A 21315-nucleotide genomic window follows, 5' to 3' on the forward strand; every position below is an offset into this window, starting at 1 on the left:
TTTTATTCTATAAGGAGGTTTCTCATGAAGACAATTCTGTGTTACGGTGATTCAAATACATACGGCTATAATCCGGAAAATGGTTTCCGGTATCCATATGACTTGAGATGGACGAGTATATTAGAGAAAAATATGGAGGGACGGGCCAGGGTGATTCCGGAGGGCCTCAACGGAAGGACCACCTGCTTTGAAGACGAGATCCGTCCGGGCAGAAATGGTTTTGCCTATCTGGAACCCTGTCTCCATTCGCACGGGCCTCTGGATCTGGTTGTGCTGATGCTCGGAACAAATGATCTGAAGAGCCGTTTCCAGCTGACCCCGGTGGATATTGGGAAGGCCATTGAACGGCTGGTCAAAAAGATACTTGAGATCACTCCGCAGAAGAGAGAGGATGGAAAGCCGTCTGAGATCCTTCTGGTGTCGCCGATCCTGATCGGGGAAAATATAAGGGAAGTGGCAGACGGAGAGACTATGGGTTTTGAGAGGGCTTATGAATATTCCAAGCGCCTGGCATCTGTTTATAAAGAATGGGCGGACCTTTATGGTATTCATTTTATGGATGCCGCACAGTTTGCGGAACCGTCTGAAAAAGACGCATGCCATTTGAGTGCGGAGGGGCACAGAAAGCTGGGAGAAGCCATCAGTAAGGCTTGTGAAAACATATTGGGTGCTATATAATGATTGTTATGCAAAGGCCAAAAAACGGAGGAAGAAAGATGAATTTAAAAGGAAGAAATTTTTTAACACTGAAGGACTTTACCCCGGAAGAGATAAGTTACCTGCTGGATCTTGCGGCACAGTTAAAAGAAGATAAGAAAAAAGGGATCACAGGAGATAGTTTGAAGGGTAAAAATATCGCCCTTATTTTTGAAAAACCGAGCACTAGGACGAGGTGCGCATTCACCATCGGATGTATCGATGAAGGCGGACATCCTGAATATTTAGGAAAGGACGACATCCAGCTTGGGTATAAAGAAAGTGTAGAGGATACGGCCAGAGTCCTCGGAAGAATGTTCGACGGAATTGAATTCCGGGGATTTTTACATGAAAATGTGGAAAAGCTGGCGAAATACAGCGGTGTTCCGGTATGGAACGGACTTACTGATGATTATCATCCGACACAGATTTTGGCAGACTTTCTGACTCTGAGAGAACAGTTCGGAGAATTAAAGGGATTAAACTTCGTTTTCGCAGGGGACGGACGCAATAACATGGGCAATTCGTTAATGATCGGATGTGCAAAGATGGGGATTAACTTCACCTGTCTGGCACCTAAGAGCCTGTGGCCGAAAGAAGAATTGATCGAGCAGTGCAGAACGTATGCCAAGGAATCCGGAGCCAAACTTACCTTTACCGAAGACACCGATGCCGTGAAGGGAGCCGACTGTATTTATACCGACGTTTGGTGCTCTATGGGGGAAGAAGACAAAGCCGCAGAGAGGGTGGCTCTTCTGAAGCCCTTCCAGGTCAACGATGAACTGATGAAGAAAACAGAGAAGGATACAACCGTTGTCATGCACTGTCTGCCGGCGGTAAAAGGAAATGAAGTCACGGAAGATGTATTTGAAAAACATGCAGAAGTGATTTTTGATGAGGCGGAGAACCGTATGCATACGATTAAGGCGGTTATGGTTGCAACACTCGGGGAAAAATAAACAATGAAAGAAAAGATACTCATACGATTAAAACAATGCGGCGGCTATGTATCCGGGCAGGAATTGTGCGAAACATTCGGGGTGTCGAGAACCGCAGTCTGGAAACATATAAAGGCATTAAAAGAAGAAGGCTACGTCATTGACTCTGTGAGTAATAAGGGATATAAACTGGTGAAAAGCCCGGATATTCTTCTGGCAGAAGATATAAAGAGCAGTCTGTCAACTTCCTGGCTTGGTAAAACGGTTAAGGTGATGAAGACAGTGGATTCCACCAATCTGGAGGCGAGGAGACTCGCGGAGGCGGGAGCTTCTCATGGGACACTTGTGACGGCGGAAGAGCAGACTTCAGGGAAGGGCAGAAGAGGCCGTTCCTGGGTTTCAGTGCCGGGACAGGGTGTCTGGATGAGTTTTGTGCTGAGACCGGATGTGGAACTGGAAAACAGCTCCATGCTGACCCTTGTGGCGGCTCTGGCTGTAGAAAAAGGAATCAAAGATGCAGCAGGCATTGACGGAAAGATCAAATGGCCCAATGATGTCCTGATCAACGGAAAAAAAGTATGCGGAATCCTCACGGAACTGAGTGCTCAGATGGATGAACTGAATTATATTGTTGTAGGAATCGGGATCAATGCCAATATTGAACAATTTCCGGAAGAAGTCAGGGACAAAGCTACGTCTCTGCTTTTAGAGACGGGAAAACCTGCTGACCGGATGGCACTTCTCTGTAGAGTTTTGGAACATTTTGAGCATGATTATGAGATCTTTAAAAAAACTCAGGATTTTTCCATGTTGATGGAAGAATACAACAGTTTTCTTGCGCATCGCGGACAGAAAATCAAAGTTATGAAGGGAAATGATGAATATATGTGTAAGTCCGGGGGGATCAACCGGCGAGGAGAATTGATCGTGGAAGATTCTCTTGGACGGACCAGAGAGATTTTTTCTGGAGAAGTATCGATACGGGGAATCCACGGTTACAGTGTATAAACAGGAGGAAGTATGTATCAGGAGACCATAACTCTATGCGGTTCCAATGGATATGAAAAGAAATATTATTTAAATGAAGATTTTGAATCCCTTCCTCAGCAGATCAAGGATGAATTAAAGATTGCCTGTGTGCTGTACACAGAAGAGATCGGGGGCATCTTAACGCTTGAGTTTGATGAGGACGGGAAGCTGTCATTTAAAACGACAGCAGCGGAAAATGATTATTTTTATGATGAAATCGGAAGTGCACTGAAGATAAAAGAAATGCAGCGGGACAGAGCGGAACTCTGGGAATCGCTGGAACTGTTTTTTCGGGTGTTCTTTCTGGGAGAAGAGGTATAAGCAATGTTATTGACTATGGACGTGGGAAATACCAATATTACAGCTGGTATCTTTGTGGAGAAGGATCTGGTGGAACTGTTTCGTATCACAACGAAACTTCCGAGAACTTCAGATGAGTTCGGAATCCTGATCCGGGATATGATCGCCGCCAAGGGGCTGGATACAAAACAGATCAGCGCTGCGATCATCGGATCGGTTGTGCCGAATATCATGTATTCTCTCACCAACGGAATCATCAAATATTTTGATGTGACTCCGGTGATCGTCGGACCCGGCATCAAGACAGGAATCAACTTGGGAAGACTGAATCCCAGGGAGGTAGGAGCAGACCGTATCGTGGACCTTGTAGCTGCCTATGAAATTTACGGGGGGCCTACTCTGGTAATCGATTACGGGACGGCCACTACCTATGACGTGGTTACGGAAGACGGAGTATTTCTGGCCGGAGTCACCGCACCGGGCATCCGAACCTCTGCCAATGCATTATGGAAGGGAGCGGCAAGACTTCCGGAGATCGAGATCAAGACACCGGAGAGTATCCTTGCCACAAATACGATCACAAGCATGCAGGCGGGACTTATGTACGGAGTGATCGGGGAGACCAAATATATCATTGAGCAGATGAAGAAGGAAACGGGATTTAAAGACATGAAAGTCGTGGCGACCGGGGGGCTTGGAAAGATGATTTCCAGGGAAGTGCCGGAGATCAACTGTTTTGACGATACACTGACATTGAAGGGATTGCGGATTATTTATGAAAAGCAGCTGTAGACTAAACCCACTGATCATTGGAGACATTAAAATAGACCATCCTTTTTTGCTGGCCCCGATGGCTGGAGTCACGGACCTTCCTTACCGGCTGCTGTGCAAAGAAATGGGTGCGGGACTTCTCTATACAGAAATGGTCAGCGCAAAAGGTATGTATTACAATAGTCCCAATACAGGACCTTTGCTTGCAAAAGAAGAATGGGAAAGGCCCATTGCGGCGCAGATTTTTGGCTCAGAACCGGAACTGATGGCGGATATGGCTGTCCGGGTCCAGGAAATGGGCTTTGACCTTATAGACATTAACATGGGATGTCCGGTGCCGAAGATTGTAAATAACGGAGACGGATCGGCTCTGATGAAAGATCCTGTCCTTGCAGGAAAGATCATTAAAGCCATGGCAGACAGGTTAAGTGTACCGGTAACGGTGAAGATCAGAAAAGGTTTTGATGATGAACATGTAAACGCAGTGGAGATGGCAAGGATCGCAGAACAGAGCGGAGCGGCAGCAGTCGCTGTCCATGGAAGAACAAGAGAACAGTATTATTCCGGGAAAGCGGACTGGGATATCATAAGACAGGTCAAAGAAGCCGTTTCCATTCCGGTGATAGGAAACGGTGATATCAATTCACCTCTGGATGCGGAAGCGATGCTTCGGGAGACCGGCTGTGACGGCTTTATGATTGCCAGAGGAGCCAAAGGAAATCCGTGGATCTTCAAAGAACTATGTCATTATTTTGACACAGGAGAACTGATGCCGCGGCCGGAGATTGAAGAGGTTATCCAGATGATTCTGAGACATGCGAGAATGATGATCGAGTGCAAAGGCGAATACATCGGCATCCGGGAGATGAGAAAGCATGTCTCATGGTATACCCATGGGCTCGCCGGTGCGGCAAAGCTGAGAGATCAGGTAAACCATGCAGAGAGTATAGGGGAACTGGAGGCGATCATCAGAAATAACGGGGCGTCCTCTGTTGACAAATAAAACAGTACTGAGATATAATTTACGGATGAGCGTGTACGAACCAGACGGACAGAAGGATTGATATAGAAGGAAAGGAAGCGAAAATATGGCAGAAGCAAAAAAGAATATTCTGACTCAGGAGGGTTTAAAAACTTTAGAGGATGAATTACAGGATTTAAAGGTTGTCAAAAGAAAAGAAGTAGCCCAGAAGATCAAAGAAGCGAGAGAGCAGGGAGACTTATCAGAGAATGCTGAGTACGATGCTGCGAAAGATGAGCAGAGGGACATTGAGGCAAGGATCGAAGAATTAGAACAGATCCTGAAAAATGCAGAGGTGATCGATGAGGAATTCCAGCATGGTGTCATCAGCCTTGGCTGCCTTGTAAAGTTAGAGGACCTTACATTTAAGGAAGAAGTTACTTATCATATCGTCGGTTCCACAGAGGCCGATATCCTGAATAATAAGATTTCCAATGAAGCACCGATCGGCAAGGCACTGCTCGGGGCGAAGATCGGAGATGTGGTAGAAGTGGAAGGCGTAGGCCAGGTGAATCAATATAAAGTTTTAGACGTTAAGAGAAAGTAAGAGGGTTGGAAAGTGGCAGAACAGAACAAAGATGCGGGCGAACTTGTCAGGGTACGCAGAAATAAACTGGAAGAATTACAGAGTGCAGGGAAAAATCCGTTTGAGATCATGAAGTATGATACAACGCACCACTCTATGGAGATTAAAGATCATTTTGAAGAACTGGAAGGAAAAGAAGTGTCTGTTGCAGGCCGGATGATGTTCAAAAGGGTCATGGGAAAGGCTTCTTTCTGTAATATTCAGGATCTTGAGGGACGTATTCAGGCATATGTGGCCAGAGACGAAATCGGTGTAGAGGAATACAAGGATTTTAAAAAGATGGATATCGGAGATATCATTGGAATCAAAGGAACTGTATTTGTGACCAAAACCGGGGAAAAGTCCATCCACGCAAAAGAGGTTGTACTCTTATCAAAAAGTCTGAAGCCCCTTCCGGAGAAGTTCCATGGCTTAAAGGATACCGATGCCAGATACCGCCAGAGGTATGTGGATCTGATCATGAATGAGGAATCTAAAGACACGTTTATTAAACGTTCTAAGATCATCAGCAAGATCCGTTCTTTCTTAGACGGACAGGGATTTATGGAAGTAGAAACACCGATGCTGGTGCCGAATGCCGGGGGAGCAGCGGCCAGACCGTTTGAGACCCACTATAATGCATTGGATGAAGACGTAAAACTCCGTATTTCTCTGGAACTTTATTTAAAGCGACTGATTGTCGGCGGTCTGGAAAAAGTGTATGAGATTGGCCGGGTATTCCGAAATGAGGGTGTGGACACCAGACATAATCCGGAATTTACGCTGATGGAATTATACCAGGCGTATACAGATTATAATGGAATGATGGAGCTGACAGAAAATCTGTACCGTTACCTGGCACAGGAAGTCGTGGGAAGCACCACGATTACCTACAATGGCATTGAGATGGATTTGGGCAAACCGTTTGAAAAGATTACGATGGTTGATGCTGTAAAGAAATATGCAGGTGTTGACTTTGACGAGATCCATACGGTTGAAGACGCAAGGAAAGCTGCGGATGAACACCATGTGGAATATGAAGAGCGCCATAAAAAAGGAGATATCCTCAATCTGTTCTTTGAGGAGTTTGTGGAAGATAAACTTGTTCAGCCTACCTTTGTTTTGGATCATCCGGTGGAGATATCTCCTCTTACAAAAAAGAAGCCGGAAAATCCGGACTATGTGGAACGGTTTGAGTTTTTCATGAACGGATGGGAAATGGCAAATGCCTACTCCGAGCTTAATGATCCCTTCGATCAGAGAGAACGGTTTAAGGCACAGGAAGAACTGCTTGCCCAGGGTGACGAAGAAGCAAATTCCACAGACGAAGATTTTCTAAATGCGTTAGAGATCGGTATGCCGCCGACAGGAGGCATTGGCTTTGGAATCGATCGAATGGTCATGCTGCTGACAGACTCATCAGCGATCAGGGATGTGCTGTTATTCCCGACAATGAAGTCACTGGATGCCAAGAAGGGCGGGGCAAAGGCGGAAAAAGCTGCTGCAGCAGAGGAAAAAACGGCTGAGAAAGTTGATTTTTCCAATGTAAAAATCGAGCCGCTTTTTGAAGAAATGGTTGACTTTGACACTTTCAGCAAGTCCGATTTCCGTGCCGTGAAGATCGAGGCATGTGAGGCGGTTCCGAAGTCAAAGAAGCTTCTGAAATTCACTCTGAATGACGGAACAGACCGGAAACGCACGATTTTAAGCGGTATTCACGAGTATTATGAACCAGAAGAACTGATTGGAAAGACAGCAGTCGCAATCGTAAATCTGCCCCCAAGAAAGATGATGGGTATTGATTCTGAGGGTATGCTGATTTCAGCAGTACATGAGGAAGATGGCAGAGAGGGATTAAATCTGCTGATGGCAGATGACCGGATCCCGGCGGGAGCAAAGCTGTATTAAATCTTCAAGCTTTTTAAAATAAGCCCCATCTTAGTACAGATAAATATATAGTACTACAAGGACACTTTTCTAAAAAATATGTTAGAGAGGTGTCCTTTTCTGTTATGGCCAAGAAATAGAAATTGAAAGAATTTTTAGTCAAAGTCAAAAAGTAACGAAAAAAGGAGATGTGGAATAAAATGTATTACGAAGATAAATAAAGGAAGAAATATTGTGTTAGCAACATCTATTATCATTATCTTGGCTGTTGTAGCAGCGGCTGTGCTGATTGCCCTGATCATATGGCGTATCAGAAGCCGCCGTTTCCGTCCGACTGCGGATATACAGCGCCAGCAAATGGAATTAAATGCCGACCTGAAAGATGCCGGGTTTGCGTATGAAATAAACGGTGACTACTTTTATTCACTGATGGACTGCTGGCAGCGTGAGGTCGGATACTGCCGGCTTTATGATGAAGCAGCGCCGATGTTTAATATGATCATGGACTGTGAGCCTGTTGAATTCTCCTATGGAGGAAAGAGATGGCTGATCGAACTGTGGAAGGGACAGTATGGAATAACAACAGGAGGAGAGATCGGTATCTACAACACAAAACGGGAGGATATCGATCACGAAAAATTCAAAGGAACCTTCTATGAAAATATACAGGATGATGAGAGACTTCCGTTATCTTATGTATTGAGGAAAAACGGAAAAGTTCTTCTGCGCCGCAGGGCAGTCCACTGGTGGCTGACCGGCTTTAAACTCGGTGAGTTTTCAGAGACGGATACTCTTACTATGGACGCATCCATCACGTTTCCAAACCGTGAAATGAGGGATTCTTTTATAGATAGTTTGAAGAAACTTGGTTATAGAAGAAGAGAATTTTCGGTGCGCAGGAATACTGTGAATATCCATTATACGGAACCTCATTCAGTGCAGCCGGAAGCCAGAGACGGCATTCAGGAAGCTGTTGTACAGAAAACCAATAAAAATAACTGCAGGCTGTATGAATTTACCACAGAAAAATATCCAAATACACTTGATAAGATTGAATATATAAAGGCTGTCATGCCGGAGCTCTATACAATCTTTGTGGATTCTCTTTACGCAAAAGGAATTTATGAAGCATTTGGATGGATCAAAGACTGGCTGACGGGAAAGCGGCCCGAGCCAAGACCGCCGCATCCGCCAAAGCCGCCGTGTCCACCGAAACCGCCGTGTCCGCCAAAGCCGCCGTGTCCACCGAAACCGCCGTGTCCGCCAGAGCCGCCGTGTCCGCCAAAACCGCCGTGCCCACCGCATCCGCCATGTCCATCGGAACTCCCATGCCATCCGTGCCGATCCTGTCCGCCGAGACGGCAGTGTGATTCCAATGACTGCTGCTGCCGGCCATCAGATTCCTGCCATCATTGCGGAAAGCACAGAGAAGAATGAACTGCCGGGCAGTAGAGCGGAAATTGGATCAGGTATATAAACATGTTCCAGTTATACCATTTGATTCCGGCACAAAACTGGTAGTTATGAGTGACTGCCACAGAGGACAGGGAAATGCAGGAGATAATTTTCTGGCTAATCAGGCAGTGTGTTTTGGCGCACTGGAGTATTATTTTCAGAAAGGTTTTACCTATGTTGAGCTTGGAGACGGTGACGAGCTGTGGGAAAACAGAAAATTAAAGACAATCGTAGAGGTTCATGATGACATTTTCTGGATGATGTCGAGATTCTACGAAGAGAAACGGCTTTATATGGTATATGGAAACCATGACATCGTGAAACGGAATAAAAGCTATATGCAAAGGCACTGCGGATGTTATTACTGCGATGCTGCCCATCAGGTGCAGTCTCTCTTTCCGGATATCTCTGTCCGGGAGGGGCTGATTTTCCGAAACAGAAAAGATGGAAAAGAAATTTTTATGGTACACGGACATCAGGGTGATTTTCTGAATGATACCCTTTGGCCGGTTTCCAGGTTTTTAGTGAGATATGTATGGAGATATATGGAATTGATCGGGTTTTTAGATCCCACCGGAGCCGGACGTCCGAGAAAGGCTAAAGAGCGGATCGAAAAAAGACTGGCCGATTACGGCAGCAGCAGAAAAAAGATTTTGATCGCCGGGCATACGCACCGGCCGGCGTTTTCAAAACCGGGAGAAGGAACCTATTTTAATTCCGGAAGCTGTGTGCATCCCAGGTGTATTACATGTATTGAAATTGAAGACAATCGGATTTCTCTCGTAAAATGGTCTGTCCGGTCCGGAGAGGACAGAATACTCAGGGTTGAGAGAGAGGTACTGGAGGACCCGGTATCCCTGACAGAGTATGCCGCAGCAGAGAAGTAAATAAAAGAGTAAATTATGAGGTACAGACTCCTTGGTCTGTACCTTGTTTTGTGATATAATGTCACCATGCCCAGATATGCAGCTAAGAAGGAGGGGTACATCCTGTGATTTCAGAAGAAAAAGTAAAGATTATGACGTCCCTGGCCCAATATGAAAAAAAAGAGGGAACCGGAGATTTACGCATAAACCGGTACAGCTGCGGTGATTATGTAAGAATGGAGACGATGAAAGTAGGCGTGGCTTTAGTGGTTGCACTGCTTCTTTTAACAGGGATTATTGTTATTTTCCGCATGGAGGATGTGATTTCCATGATGAGGAAGGGCACAATTGCTGTTCCGGCAATACTGATACTGATTTGTTTCGGGATTCTTTTTTTCTGCTATGTAAAGTCTACCAGAAGAAGGGCAGAGAAGCGCTATAATGAGGCCATGGTACGAATCAAAGCTTATGAAAGACAGCTTGAAAAGCTTCTTGAAGTTTACGAAGAGGAAGAAAAAGAGGACAACAGTCCTAAGATAGATATGGATGCAGAGGAGTTGGCAGATGGAAAAATTATTGATTTATAGAGAAAAAATTTTGAATTTCCTGTCTTCCCACTGGCAGGTTTGCGGCCCGGTGGGAAAATTTATCGGAGGAGTGTTTATCTTTTATGTGATAAACTCCCTGTTTGGGTATTCCAAAGTGTTGAATCAGCCGTTCAGTATCCTGATCTTGGCAGGAATCTGTGTATTTCTTCCATTTTCAATGACATTTTTACTTTGCAATCTGATCATCATCATTCATTTATCCATGGTATCTGTTGAGATTGGAATCTTATATTTCATAATACTTGGTATTTACTATCTGTTATATCAGAGAATGTTTCCGGGGATGAGATATCTTTTGTTTATGACACCGGTATTTTTCTTTTTTCATCTGCCTGCTGTGGTGCCGCTTTATGTAGGGTCTTTTATCGGCATTACAGGGATTCCGGCCATCGTCATGGGCACATTCTTATATATTTTTGCTATGACGGTCCAAAGCGGTGTTGTACAGGTAAACAACGGCTCCTTCGGAAGTCAGCTGTATAATTTTGTGCTTCAGGGAACTATAGAAAATAAGGAATTGATTGTATATATCCTCTGTTTTATATTTGTAGCGGCACTGGTCGTGGGCATTCGAAAAATGCAGGTGGATTATGGATGGTACTTTTCGATTTTTATCGGAGGGATTGCCTATGTAATCGTTGTCCTCGTAGGAGGGTTTTTTACGGGCAACCGTGTAGATATCGCAGGGGAACTGGCTGTCGCGGCATTAAGCATCCTGGCGGTCATGATCATGCAGTTTTTCAAAGTTGTCATTGACTATTCCAGACAGGAGACGATGGAGTTCGAGGACGAGGATTATTACTATTACGTCAAAGCGATTCCGAAGAGCAGGGTCAACGAAGAGGAAATCAATATTACAAAGATTAATCCTTCAGGCAAGAAATTTGGATTTAAAAAACATAAGGGAGAGTAGATTTGGAGCAGTTTTTATCAGTCATCGAAAAATATTTATATTGGTTGTCCATTCCGCAGATGTCAATTACAGATATTCTGGATATCCTGATTGTCAGCGTGCTGATCTATGAAATTGCCCGCTGGATCAAAAATACAAGGGCATGGACGCTGTTAAAAGGGATCATGCTGCTTGTTTTCGTGGCAATGGCTGCTTATGTTTTTCAGCTGCACACGATCTCCTGGCTCATCAATAATACAATGGGAGTGGGAGTGACTGCGGCGATCATCGTTTTTCAGCCGGAACTCAGGAATGCCCTGGAACAGCTCGGTCGGAAAAATCCGATCGTAAATCTTTTTTCTTCGGATGAGAGCAGGGATGAAAAAATAGGATATACGGACCGGACCATACAGGAAATCGTTCGTGCTACTATCGAGATGTCAAAGGTTAAGACCGGAGCGTTGATCGTATTGGAGAGAGAGGTTCCTCTGGGAGAGTATGAGAGGACAGGAATTCCTGTTGACGCGAAAATGAGCAGCCAGCTGCTGATTAATATTTTTGAGCACAACACGCCGCTTCATGACGGGGCAGTGATCGTGAGGAGCAACCGGATCGTATCGGCAACCTGCTACCTTCCGCTGAGTGACAGTCTTGAGATAGGAAAAGAACTGGGAACCAGGCACAGGGCGGCGGTGGGAATCAGCGAAGTTTCCGACAGCGTGACGATTGTAGTCTCAGAGGAGACGGGAGGCATCTCCATTGCCCAGGGAGGCAGGATTTACAGGGGACTGACCCCGCAGCAGCTGCGAGACCGACTGGCTGTGGTAAAGAGTGATTACAGCGACGGAAGAAAATTCAGACTCTGGAAAGGATTGAACCGCAATGAAAGAAAAATTAGGAAATGATCTCATATTAAAAGTATTCTCTCTTGTTCTTGCAATCCTTCTCTGGCTGTTTGTCATTAATACAGAGGACCCGGTGATCACAAAATCTTTTTCGAATATTCCTGTGGATATGCTCAATGAACAGGTTCTGGATGAACTGAACAGGACTTATAAGATCACGGAGGGTTCAACCGTCAGTTTTACGGTCAAAGGCAAAAAAACAGTCCTCGATAAGCTCAAGAAAAGTGACTTCCGGGCTACCGCAGATGTATCTTCCATGTCAAAAGTGAATTCAATTCCTATTAAGATTGTACCGCTGAAATTTGCAGATCAGCTGGAGATTGTATCAGGCAACAACCAAAGCGTTAAAGTGAAACTGGAAGACCTGAGGAGAGTCCAGGTACCGGTAACGGTAGAGACAACGGGTAGACCGGCATCGGGCTATGCAGTTGGAAGCAAAACGGCCGCGCCGAACCTGATATCCATTTCAGGGCCAAAAAGTGTGGTTAAGCAGGTAAAATCCATCAAGGTCATCGTGGACGTTACCGGCCTGAAAAAGGACATCTCGATCACTCATAAAGTTGTCTGCTATGACAGTGAAGGAGAACAGGTAGATCAGTCCCGGCTGAAGCTGGACAATGATGAAGTAAAAGTGAAAATAAAATTCAGCAGGACTAAAACCGTGCCGATTGTAGTCAAGACAAAGGGAACTCCGGCTAAGGGATATGCCCTTGGAAGTATTGACTATTCACCTGAGGAGATTGAGATTACCGGTGAGCAGGACGCGTTGGAACAGGTTGATGAGATCGCACTTTCTACGATCGACATAAGCAACAGTACAAAAAGTATAGAAAAGACCATCAAAGCAGCGGACATCAAACTGCCGGAAGGGATCACATTTGTAAAAGACACAAGCAAGATCGAAGATATCGTCGTAAAAGCAAACATTGAGAAGTATAAAAAACGAACGATCACTCTCTCCACGGATCAGATCCAGTTGATCAATAATGAAAATAATTATAAGATTGAATTCGACCAGTCTGAAGTACCGATCAAAGTGACGGGGCTGAAATCCGTTGTAGACGATTTGACGGCTAAGGATTTAAATCCGAAGATTGACGTCTCTGTCTATGAAACCGGCACGCATACGGTCCAGGTCCAGCTGAAAGAAGTAAAAAATATGGACATCATAGGAAACGTACAGGTAAAAATCACAGTATCAGAATAGGAGCCTAATTATGAAGACAATGTCAATCGTCCTTCCGGCTTATAATGAAGAACAGATGATAGAAAAAGCTGCAGGGGTTATCACAGAACTCATGAAAAAGGAAAAAATAAGCTATGAGCTTGTTTTTGTAAATGACGGATCAAAAGATCAGACCTGGGAAAAAATCGTTGAGGTAGCCGAATGTGATCCAAATGTGAAAGGAGTCTGTTTTTCGAGAAATTTTGGAAAAGAAGGGGCTGTATTCGCAGGTATTGCCAATGCTTCCGGTGATTGTATAGCGGTTATGGATTGTGATCTTCAGCATCCACCTGAGACGCTGGTTACAATGTATCGGTTATGGGAACAGGGCTATCAGGTAATAGAGGGTGTGAAGGCATCCAGAGGCAAAGAAGGATTCATTCACAAATTTTTTGCTAAAACCTTTTATAAGATTATCAGCAATGCCACGGGTGTCGATATGTCAAGGGCATCTGACTTTAAGCTTTTAGACCGTGCAGCAGCAAATGAGTTTTTAAAATTACCAGAACGAAATGTATTTTTTAGGGCATTGTCCTCCTGGGTTGGGTTTAAGACTACTTATGTGGAATTTCATGTCCAGGAGCGCGAGGCCGGAGAATCAAAGTGGTCCATGAAGTCACTGTTCAAATATGCCATTAACAATATTACTTCGTTCAGTGCTGTGCCAATGCAGGTGGTTACATTCTGCGGTGTGATCTTTTTCCTGTTTGCAATCGTACTGGCAGTACAATCACTGTATCTGTATTTCAGCGGAAGGGCTGTGGCTGGTTTTACGACAGTTATACTGCTTCTGCTGATCATTGGAAGCATTCTGATGTTCAGTCTGGGAGTGATCGGATATTATCTGTCGAAAATCTACGAAGAAGTGAAAATGCGGCCGAGATATATTATATCGGAAATAACAGAGACAAAGAACGTAAACTAAAAACAGCGGAGGGATCTGAATCCTTCCGCTGTTTTGCTATGAATCCCAGTCAGTCGCTTTGACCCAATTTTCATAGTAGTGCATCTGCCGGTGCTTTCTTATCGTTCTGCGTTCTCTGTAATAGTAGGGAAACATCCTTTTTTTGACCCGCATGTATTTTGGATCCTGAGGCGGACCGATGGGCCGGTCAGGAGGGAGCTGCCTGTAATACTTGCCGAAATAATAGAGCCGGTCAAAATCATGTTCTTTTTTTGCGGCAGAAGTTACGATGTTAGATGTTCCGATATGGTGAGGGTGGCCATATTCTCCTTCAGGGTTATGTGTGGCAATTTTTTTCCAGTTCTTATACCGGAGCAATGTCTGGATATCATGCTCTATGCGGTTTTTATATGGCTCCCATGAGACGCGTTTTCTGTTGACATAGTCCGGATAATTCAGCATAATACTCGGGGAACCTGCCGCATGCATGGCATATTTGAATTCTTTATATCTTGTGAGATGGTATGTATTTGCATTGGTAAGGCACACAACCAGATACCGGTCTTTTGCAAGGTGGGCGCCGCCCCACAGGGACTCATCGTCGGGATGTGCCACAATCATAAGGCGGTCAACACCTTTTAAGTCCAATGTGTCCAAATATTTATTTGTGGCATCCTCTTTGATCGGCAGAGAAGTACTGTGTACTGCCAGAACAAAGGCAAAAATTAAAGTGAAGCATAATATTATCTTTTGTGAACGGTCAAGTTTCATGACGGCCTCCGTTTTGAGAGTTTCTAATTTGAATGTAAAATCTTATATAACGGATGAGTTATATAAGCTACATTATTATAGAATCAAAGGCAGAGGTTTTCAAGAGAGTTCGACATTTTGTAAGATAATTTAACTTTATAAAAATATCTGTTATATTGTCCCTCAAAATGTAACAAAATGATAATATAATGAAATGATACCATGGTCAAAAAAATTTTAGCGCAAGATCATAAAGTTGTTTCATCCTTTGCAGTTGTTTCTTTAAATACAAGGAATTTACTGATGAAATAGTTTACGATTGTAACGATAATCTGAGTTTCCAGCTTTGCAAGCCACTTTGCCTGGCTGATATACTGGACGAGAACAAAAACACCGCCGACTTCGATGATCATTGTAGAAAGACGGCCCAGAACAAAACGGCAGAATTCAATCCATATTTCTTTCCAGGAAGAACTTTTGGATACAAAGACAAAGATTTTATTCACAACAAAAGCAAATACGATAGCCGAAGCGACAGAAATGATATTGCTGATCGTATAGTTTACTTGACAGGCGTATACCAAAACATTAAAAATTAGAAGGTTGACGAGAGTTGTGCATCCTCCGAAAAAAACATAACGGAGCCCTTGATTATTCCATAATTTTTTTATTATATTGATCATATTGATTTCCTCTTTCGGTTTCCATTGATTTTAACTTATTATATTATAAGATTACATACAATATTTTGCAACAATATGAAGAATTTCTTACATTAACAAAGATCTGAACAGTAATATGGAAATATATAGTCGTCTATGGTATAATAAATCATATTTTGAAAACTTTGTTCTTGAAAAGGAAGATAAGATTTAAAGGAGAGACATTCATGACGTCACAAAAGAATACAAAGAATACAAGGAAATATTATTTACTATATCTCATGTTATTTGTTTTCATGTGCTTTACGGCATTTTATCCATTTATTGCGGAGGGTAAGTCTTTTATCTGGGGCGCAGGGGTAGAGGACGGGCTGTCACAACATTTTGAATCATTGGCTTATTGGGGACATTACCTGCGGGAATTGGTTGGAAATATTGCATCAGGACATCTGTCTCTTCCTATGTGGAATATGAGTCTCGGTTACGGGGGCGATATTTTATCGACTCTAAACTACTATGCCATCGGAGATCCCCTGAATCTTCTGTATATTTTTGTGCCTGTGAAGCATACAGAGATTATGTATAACTTCATGATTCTGCTGCGCATGTTTTTAGCCGGTGCCGCATTTATGGCATACGGAAGAAAGATGAATAAAAATAATTTTGCAGTAGTTTTAGGGGCGCTTGTCTATGTATTCTGCGGATTCACGTTTCGTTCAGGGCTAAGACATCCGTTTTTTATCAATCCGATGATCTATTTTCCACTGCTATGCCTTGGTGTTGAAAAGATTTTTAAAAAGGAACGGCCGTATTTATTCATTGTTATCACAGCTGTGGCATCTATGAGTAATTTCTATTTCTTATATATGCTGACTATTTTTACGGTAATATATGCGCTGATTCGTTTTTATCAATACTATACAAAAGAGCGGCTGAAGAATTTTTTTGTTCTGCTCAGAAACTTTGCAGGTTATTATATACTGGGTGTTGCCCTGTCGGCAGTGATCCTTCTGCCTGCAGTCGATGGTTTTTTAGGAAATGGACGAGGCGGCGGACAGATCCACAATCTGATCGCATATCCTTTCAAATATTACATTTTGTTTTTAGAAAACTTTGTTGGATATGGAAATAGCGGACAGTCTACCAACGTAGGCTTCATTCCGATTGCCGGTATTGTTGTATTGTTTTTAATGTACTCAAGGAGAATGAAACACAAAAAGTATAAGATGGCGTTTGTCGGATGCATTGTATTCCTGGCACTCCCTGTTTTTGGTTATATTTTCAATGGTTTTTCTTATGTGACCAACCGTTGGAGTTTTGCGTTTACATTTATTATAGCACTGCTTGTGGCTGAAATGTATCCGAGGCTCTTTCACATGTCAAAACGCCAGATTATCGGTATTCTGGTGGGCATTTCAATCTATAATCTGATCATCAAAGTGGCAGAGCTGAGCAAGCCGGAAGTATTTAAAAATGATGGGGCTTACATCGCAGGCATCTTTTTGTTCTTGTTTTATTTGGTCTTCCTCTTCTTTCAGTGGAAAGGAATGGATGATAAACATATGGTGACTCGGATTGCCGTTGCTGTCCTGGTTGTGGCCAGTATAGGAGTCCATGGGTTTTACCGCTTTGGTGACGGGGGAAGGTACTATGCCGGTGAATTTTTAGATTCAGGAGAGGCATTGAAAGCGATTCAGACAGAGGAAAATAAACGGTTGAGAAAACAGGCGGGCGGACAGCTGGTCAGAGTGCACGATGAGGGCCAGAGATTTCACAATTATGGACTGCTGGATGGGCTGAATACAGTCAGTGCCTATTACAGCATTATTCCAAAGGAAACAATGGAAGCTGTAAAAAGTTATGAGACGTTGGGAATGCAGTACGCAGACAAATACCATGGATTGGATCTCAGGCAGGGACTTTTAAGTCTTGCTTCTGTAAAATATATTGCGGTGCCGAAAGACCAGAAGCTGGAGGGATACCGTCTCCTGGATGAAACAGAAGAATCGAGGGTGTATGAGAATCCGTATGCACTTCCGTTTGGTTATACCTATGATTCATGGATCAGCCAAAAAAAATATGATACAATGAATGGAGCAGAGCGGGAGCAGGCCATGCTGAAATGTGCGGTTCTGGAAGATGAGGTAAAAGGCCTGAAAAAGCAGAGCAGCCTGGCAGCGCAGACAGAAGACAAAATTCTTTCCGGGAAACACAGTACGTCTGTAAATAAGGCCGGTAAAAGTAAAGAATACCGTTTAAAACTCGATCCGGAGAAAGATCACTATATTTATATAAAAAATCTTCATTACAGTCCGTTGACAAAGAATAAGTCTAATATTGGCGAGATTGCTTTGAAAGGGAAAAAGGGAAACCGCGGAATTGATGTGACAGACGGTTCGGAGGAACACCATATTTATATTCAGGATAAGATGAGCTCCTACTATTTTGGAAGACATGATTATCTGATGAAGATATCGGACAGCGGAAAACTTAAATTCCAGTTTCCGAGTACCGGAACGTATAAGGTGGATGAGGTTTCGCTTATTTCTGTGAAGCCACAGGATATGAAAAAGGAGATGAAGAACAGAAAACGTAATTCATTAAAAAATATTTCCTATAAGAATAATGTTTTTACCGGAGAGATCACGACGAAGAAAACAAAATTATTATGTATTCCGATTCCGTATTCCAAGGGCTGGTCAGCCGAAGTTGACGGAGAGAAGCAGCAAATCATAAAAACAAATGGAATGCATATGGGGCTGGTGCTGAAGCCGGGAGAACACAAGATCACTTTAAGATACCGGACGCCATGGCTGGTTCCAGGGGCTGCCGTCAGCAGTATGGCCGGATGTATATTTATTATTTATATAGTAATAATGAGAAAGAAAAGAGGAGTTATATGAGAAAAATAATCGGAGGATTGGCAGCAGTCTGCCTTGTAGGCAATCTCTCGCTTTTTCAGCCGGAGATAAAGGAAGTAAAGGCGGATACAGCAGAAAATACATCTGTTTCTGTCACAGATACAGATGAATATAAAACAAAGGAAGTCATTGTAAAGTTTAAAGACGGCCTGTCCGAGAATGAAAAGGAAAACATCATGGATGAGTCCCCGGGAGATGCACAGCAGGTGACGGACTCCATGGCTGTCGTAAAGACAGATACAAAGAAAGAGACGGCAGCAGCAGTAAAAGAACTGGATCAGAACAGCGACGTAGAATATGTTCAGCCAAACTATGTCTATCGGCTGGTAGACGGAAACGGCAGAACATCAGGGAAAGAGACTGCGATGAAGACAGCAGGAGTCAACGATCCGTTCTTTTATGTACAGTGGGGACTCTTGAACTACGGATCGAATCTCACAGATTATGTCCATGATCAGCAAGGGGGACAGGGCATTACTATTCCACAAAAAGAAGGATTGGACATTAATGTAAAGAATCTCTGGAAACAGCTGAATAAAAAAAATACCCAAAAAGTAATTGTGGCAAATATTGACACGGGTGTGGATTATACCAGCCCTGATCTGAAGTCTGTCATGTGGAAAAATCCGAAAGAAAAGAAGAACGGAAAAGACAGCGATAAGAACGGTTATAAAGACGATATTTACGGGTGGAATTTCTATAATAATAACAATAAGGTATATTCAAATAAATATTATGTAGACTCTTATGGAGATGTTTCCTATGAAGATGACCATGGTACCCATGGTGCCGGTACGATTGCCGCTGTCCGCAATAACGGATACGGCATCGCAGGCATTGCGTCCGGTACAAATGTAAAACTCATGTCCATAAAAGTTTTGGGCGGAAAAAAGGGAGAGGGAACAACACTCAGCGTCATAAAAGGAATTAAATATGCTAAAAAGATGGGGGCAAAAATCTGCAATTTCAGCTTTGGCTCCTATCAAAACGACAGGATGCTCCGGGATGTGATAAAAGAAAATAAAGATATGCTGTTTATCTGCGCCGCCGGAAATGAGAGAAATAATAATGACCGGTATCCTGTTTATCCTGCCAGCTATAATTACAGCAACGTAATATCTGTTGCGAATCTGGATTACAACGGATATTTAGACGGGTATTCAAACTATGGAAAAAAGAGTGTGCTTTTGGCTGCTCCCGGAACTGATATCTTTGGGCTGGGTGTCAGAGAAAGAGGAATCATTGAAAGTGGAACGTCCATGGCAGCTCCGATGGTGACGGGTACGGCGGCGCTGATCTATGCAAAATATCCGGGAGTAACACCGGCCATGGTGAAATCTGCGCTGAAACGCGGAGCAACCAGACTCAGCAGCTTGAATGGAAAGACAGCTTCCGGCGGGTATTTAAATGCTGAGAAGACCGTCAATTCCAATTATTATCCTCCATATATTACGGTAAAGACATCAAAGAAAAAGAATTATTCTCTGGTAAAGGTAAGTGCGAAGAAAAGAGGCAGTACGCAAATTACAAAAGTAAAATACATAAAGGGCAAGAAGACTGCTTCATACTTTGCAAACGGGAAAAGGGGTTATTCTGTAAAAAACAGTTCCATTAAAGTTAAAAAGACAGACTATTATACGATATATGCCAGAGACAATGCGGGAAATCAGACAGTAAAGACAGTAAAAATAACTGCGGGGAAAGCGCCGAAGCTTAAAGTGAAAAAATATAGAAAGAGCCGAAAAAGTGCTAAGGTCAAAATAACAGCTTCAGATGAGAGCAAGAAGACCTTGAAATTCAGATATGCAAAAGGGAAAAAATCAGTTTCCTATTTTAAAAAAGGGAAAAAAGGAACGAAATTAAAAAATAAAAAAGGGAAAGCAGAATTTCAAGGAAAAAAAGGCCGTTATTATACCGTATATGTCATAGACAAAAGTGGGAATGAGATCATCAAGAAAATAAAATTATCGTAAAAAAGCTCTCATTATCAGTTGAGAAATGTCTGAATTTGTTAAAAGAATTAGGCAAATATGTTGTAGATATGTTACTTTTGTGATAAAATAGGGAATCACAGATATAGGGTTAGGATGGGGACTGATATTTATTGTTCAGCTTGAGAGAGAAAGTATGAGGTGTAGTATGAAAAAGCTAAAATTTTTACTGCGAACGGCATCATTATGTATGGCGTTTATTTTGATGGGCACAAATAGTGTATCAGCCAAAACTCCTAAGGTGAAAAAAATCAAATTCTCTAATGTTTCTTCTAAAAAGACCATGTACAGAGGAACAACGAAAAAGTTTACAGTAAAGATTACGCCGTCTAAGGCGAAGAAAAGGAAAATACAGTGGTATTCCAGCAATAAAAAAGTTGCAACAGTCAATTCTAAAGGAGTTGTAACTGCCAAGAAGAATGGAAAGGCTTACATAACAGCTAGAATAAAATCACAAAAATCTAAAAAGGTAAGATGCAGGGTTACAGTAAAGACAAAGAAAGTGTCCAAGGTATCTTTTAATAAAAGCAAAGCCGTACTTCAGCAGGGTAAATATTATACAAGGAAGCCTTCGGTGTCGCCGTCTTATGCTTATAATAAAAAAGTTACATATAAGTCATCAAACACTAAGGTGGCAACTGTGAATTCTTCGGGAAAGATTTATGCAAAAGGACAGGGGACAGCGACGATTACAGCAACAGCAGCGGATGGAAGCAAAAAGAAGGCAAGCTATCCTGTGAGGGTGATTGGGAAGATTACGAGCAGTTCTGCAAAGTTTGTGGCACACCGCGGATTAAGTTCTGAGGCGCCGGAGAGTACGGTAAAAGCATTTGAGTTAGCAGGAGATGCAGGCTTTTGGGGCGCAGAGACAGATATACTGTCCGACGGCAGAATGTGGGAGGTACTAACCGCACGTTATTTTAGTGCCA

General features: G+C 43.1%; 20 protein-coding genes. 18 read left to right on the forward strand and 2 right to left on the reverse strand.

Annotation, left to right across the window (positions count from 1 at the left end):
• Window positions 1-24 precede the first annotated feature (24 nt).
• From DWV34_RS12220 to DWV34_RS12290, 15 genes are all read left to right on the forward strand, one after another.
• Window positions 25-678: an SGNH/GDSL hydrolase family protein gene (locus DWV34_RS12220; RefSeq protein WP_118476354.1), complete on the forward strand. Its 654-nt coding sequence runs from the start codon at window positions 25-27 to the stop codon at window positions 676-678.
• A gap of 38 nt (window positions 679-716) precedes the next feature.
• Entirely contained in the window at window positions 717-1655 is a 939-nt protein-coding gene (gene argF / locus DWV34_RS12225) for an ornithine carbamoyltransferase (protein ID WP_006565741.1), read from the forward strand.
• A 3-nt stretch (window positions 1656-1658) separates the two neighbouring features.
• A complete protein-coding gene (locus DWV34_RS12230) occupies window positions 1659-2642 on the forward strand; it encodes a biotin--[acetyl-CoA-carboxylase] ligase (RefSeq protein ID WP_118476356.1) in 984 nt (327 codons plus the stop codon).
• A 12-nt stretch (window positions 2643-2654) separates the two neighbouring features.
• Window positions 2655-2984, forward strand: coding sequence for a DUF6145 family protein (locus DWV34_RS12235; RefSeq protein ID WP_118476358.1), 330 nt, complete (start codon window positions 2655-2657; stop codon window positions 2982-2984).
• A 3-nt stretch (window positions 2985-2987) separates the two neighbouring features.
• Entirely contained in the window at window positions 2988-3755 is a 768-nt protein-coding gene (locus DWV34_RS12240; RefSeq protein WP_009290604.1) for a type III pantothenate kinase, read from the forward strand.
• Complete coding sequence (gene dusB, locus DWV34_RS12245; RefSeq protein ID WP_118476360.1) at window positions 3739-4737, forward strand: tRNA dihydrouridine synthase DusB; 999 nt, start codon at window positions 3739-3741, stop codon at window positions 4735-4737. Before DWV34_RS12240 ends, dusB begins: the two co-directional genes overlap by 17 nt.
• Before the next feature lie 85 nt (window positions 4738-4822).
• Complete coding sequence (greA, locus tag DWV34_RS12250) at window positions 4823-5302, forward strand: transcription elongation factor GreA (protein WP_006565736.1); 480 nt, start codon at window positions 4823-4825, stop codon at window positions 5300-5302.
• 12 nt (window positions 5303-5314) lie between these two features.
• Window positions 5315-7228 (forward strand): lysine--tRNA ligase, encoded by a 1914-nt coding sequence (lysS, locus tag DWV34_RS12255; RefSeq protein WP_118476363.1) that lies wholly within the window; start codon window positions 5315-5317, stop codon window positions 7226-7228.
• Window positions 7229-7441: 213 nt separating this feature from the next.
• Window positions 7442-8644 carry a DUF4474 domain-containing protein gene (locus DWV34_RS12260; RefSeq protein ID WP_009290607.1) on the forward strand — a complete coding sequence of 401 codons (1203 nt, stop codon included), beginning with the start codon at window positions 7442-7444 and terminating at the stop codon, window positions 8642-8644.
• Entirely contained in the window at window positions 8641-9549 is a 909-nt protein-coding gene (locus DWV34_RS12265) for a metallophosphoesterase family protein (RefSeq protein WP_006565733.1), read from the forward strand. Before DWV34_RS12260 ends, DWV34_RS12265 begins: the two co-directional genes overlap by 4 nt.
• Before the next feature lie 104 nt (window positions 9550-9653).
• Complete coding sequence (locus DWV34_RS12270) at window positions 9654-10115, forward strand: hypothetical protein (protein WP_006565732.1); 462 nt, start codon at window positions 9654-9656, stop codon at window positions 10113-10115.
• Window positions 10093-11049: a hypothetical protein gene (locus DWV34_RS12275; protein WP_006565731.1), complete on the forward strand. Its 957-nt coding sequence runs from the start codon at window positions 10093-10095 to the stop codon at window positions 11047-11049. Before DWV34_RS12270 ends, DWV34_RS12275 begins: the two co-directional genes overlap by 23 nt.
• A 59-nt stretch (window positions 11050-11108) precedes the next feature.
• Window positions 11109-11933, forward strand: coding sequence for a diadenylate cyclase CdaA (gene cdaA / locus DWV34_RS12280; RefSeq protein ID WP_108912362.1), 825 nt, complete (start codon window positions 11109-11111; stop codon window positions 11931-11933).
• Window positions 11911-13140, forward strand: coding sequence for a CdaR family protein (locus tag DWV34_RS12285; protein ID WP_118476365.1), 1230 nt, complete (start codon window positions 11911-11913; stop codon window positions 13138-13140). Before cdaA ends, DWV34_RS12285 begins: the two co-directional genes overlap by 23 nt.
• A 10-nt stretch (window positions 13141-13150) precedes the next feature.
• Complete coding sequence (locus DWV34_RS12290) at window positions 13151-14083, forward strand: glycosyltransferase family 2 protein (protein WP_118476367.1); 933 nt, start codon at window positions 13151-13153, stop codon at window positions 14081-14083.
• A 36-nt stretch (window positions 14084-14119) separates the two neighbouring features.
• Here the strand turns inward: DWV34_RS12290 and DWV34_RS12295 are convergent, their stop codons facing one another.
• Entirely contained in the window at window positions 14120-14833 is a 714-nt protein-coding gene (locus DWV34_RS12295) for a PIG-L deacetylase family protein (RefSeq protein ID WP_118476369.1), read from the reverse strand.
• Window positions 14834-15060: 227 nt separating this feature from the next.
• Complete coding sequence (locus DWV34_RS12300; protein WP_118476371.1) at window positions 15061-15495, reverse strand: GtrA family protein; 435 nt, start codon at window positions 15493-15495, stop codon at window positions 15061-15063.
• Between the two features lie 206 nt (window positions 15496-15701).
• On the opposite strand from DWV34_RS12300, the gene DWV34_RS12305 reads away from it, so the two are divergent.
• The 3 genes from DWV34_RS12305 to DWV34_RS12315 all read left to right on the forward strand — a co-directional run.
• Window positions 15702-18377 carry a YfhO family protein gene (locus DWV34_RS12305; RefSeq protein WP_009290613.1) on the forward strand — a complete coding sequence of 892 codons (2676 nt, stop codon included), beginning with the start codon at window positions 15702-15704 and terminating at the stop codon, window positions 18375-18377.
• Entirely contained in the window at window positions 18374-20368 is a 1995-nt protein-coding gene (locus DWV34_RS12310; protein ID WP_022261064.1) for a S8 family serine peptidase, read from the forward strand. The genes DWV34_RS12305 and DWV34_RS12310 overlap by 4 nt, the downstream gene beginning before the upstream one ends.
• Window positions 20369-20534: 166 nt before the next feature.
• Window positions 20535-21315, forward strand: a 781-nt coding sequence (locus DWV34_RS12315) for an Ig-like domain-containing protein (RefSeq protein ID WP_243000862.1), incomplete at its 3' end; no start/stop codon positions are given.

Source organism: Anaerostipes sp. AF04-45 (assembly GCF_003461725.1).
Classification (GTDB): domain Bacteria; phylum Bacillota; class Clostridia; order Lachnospirales; family Lachnospiraceae; genus Anaerostipes; species Anaerostipes caccae.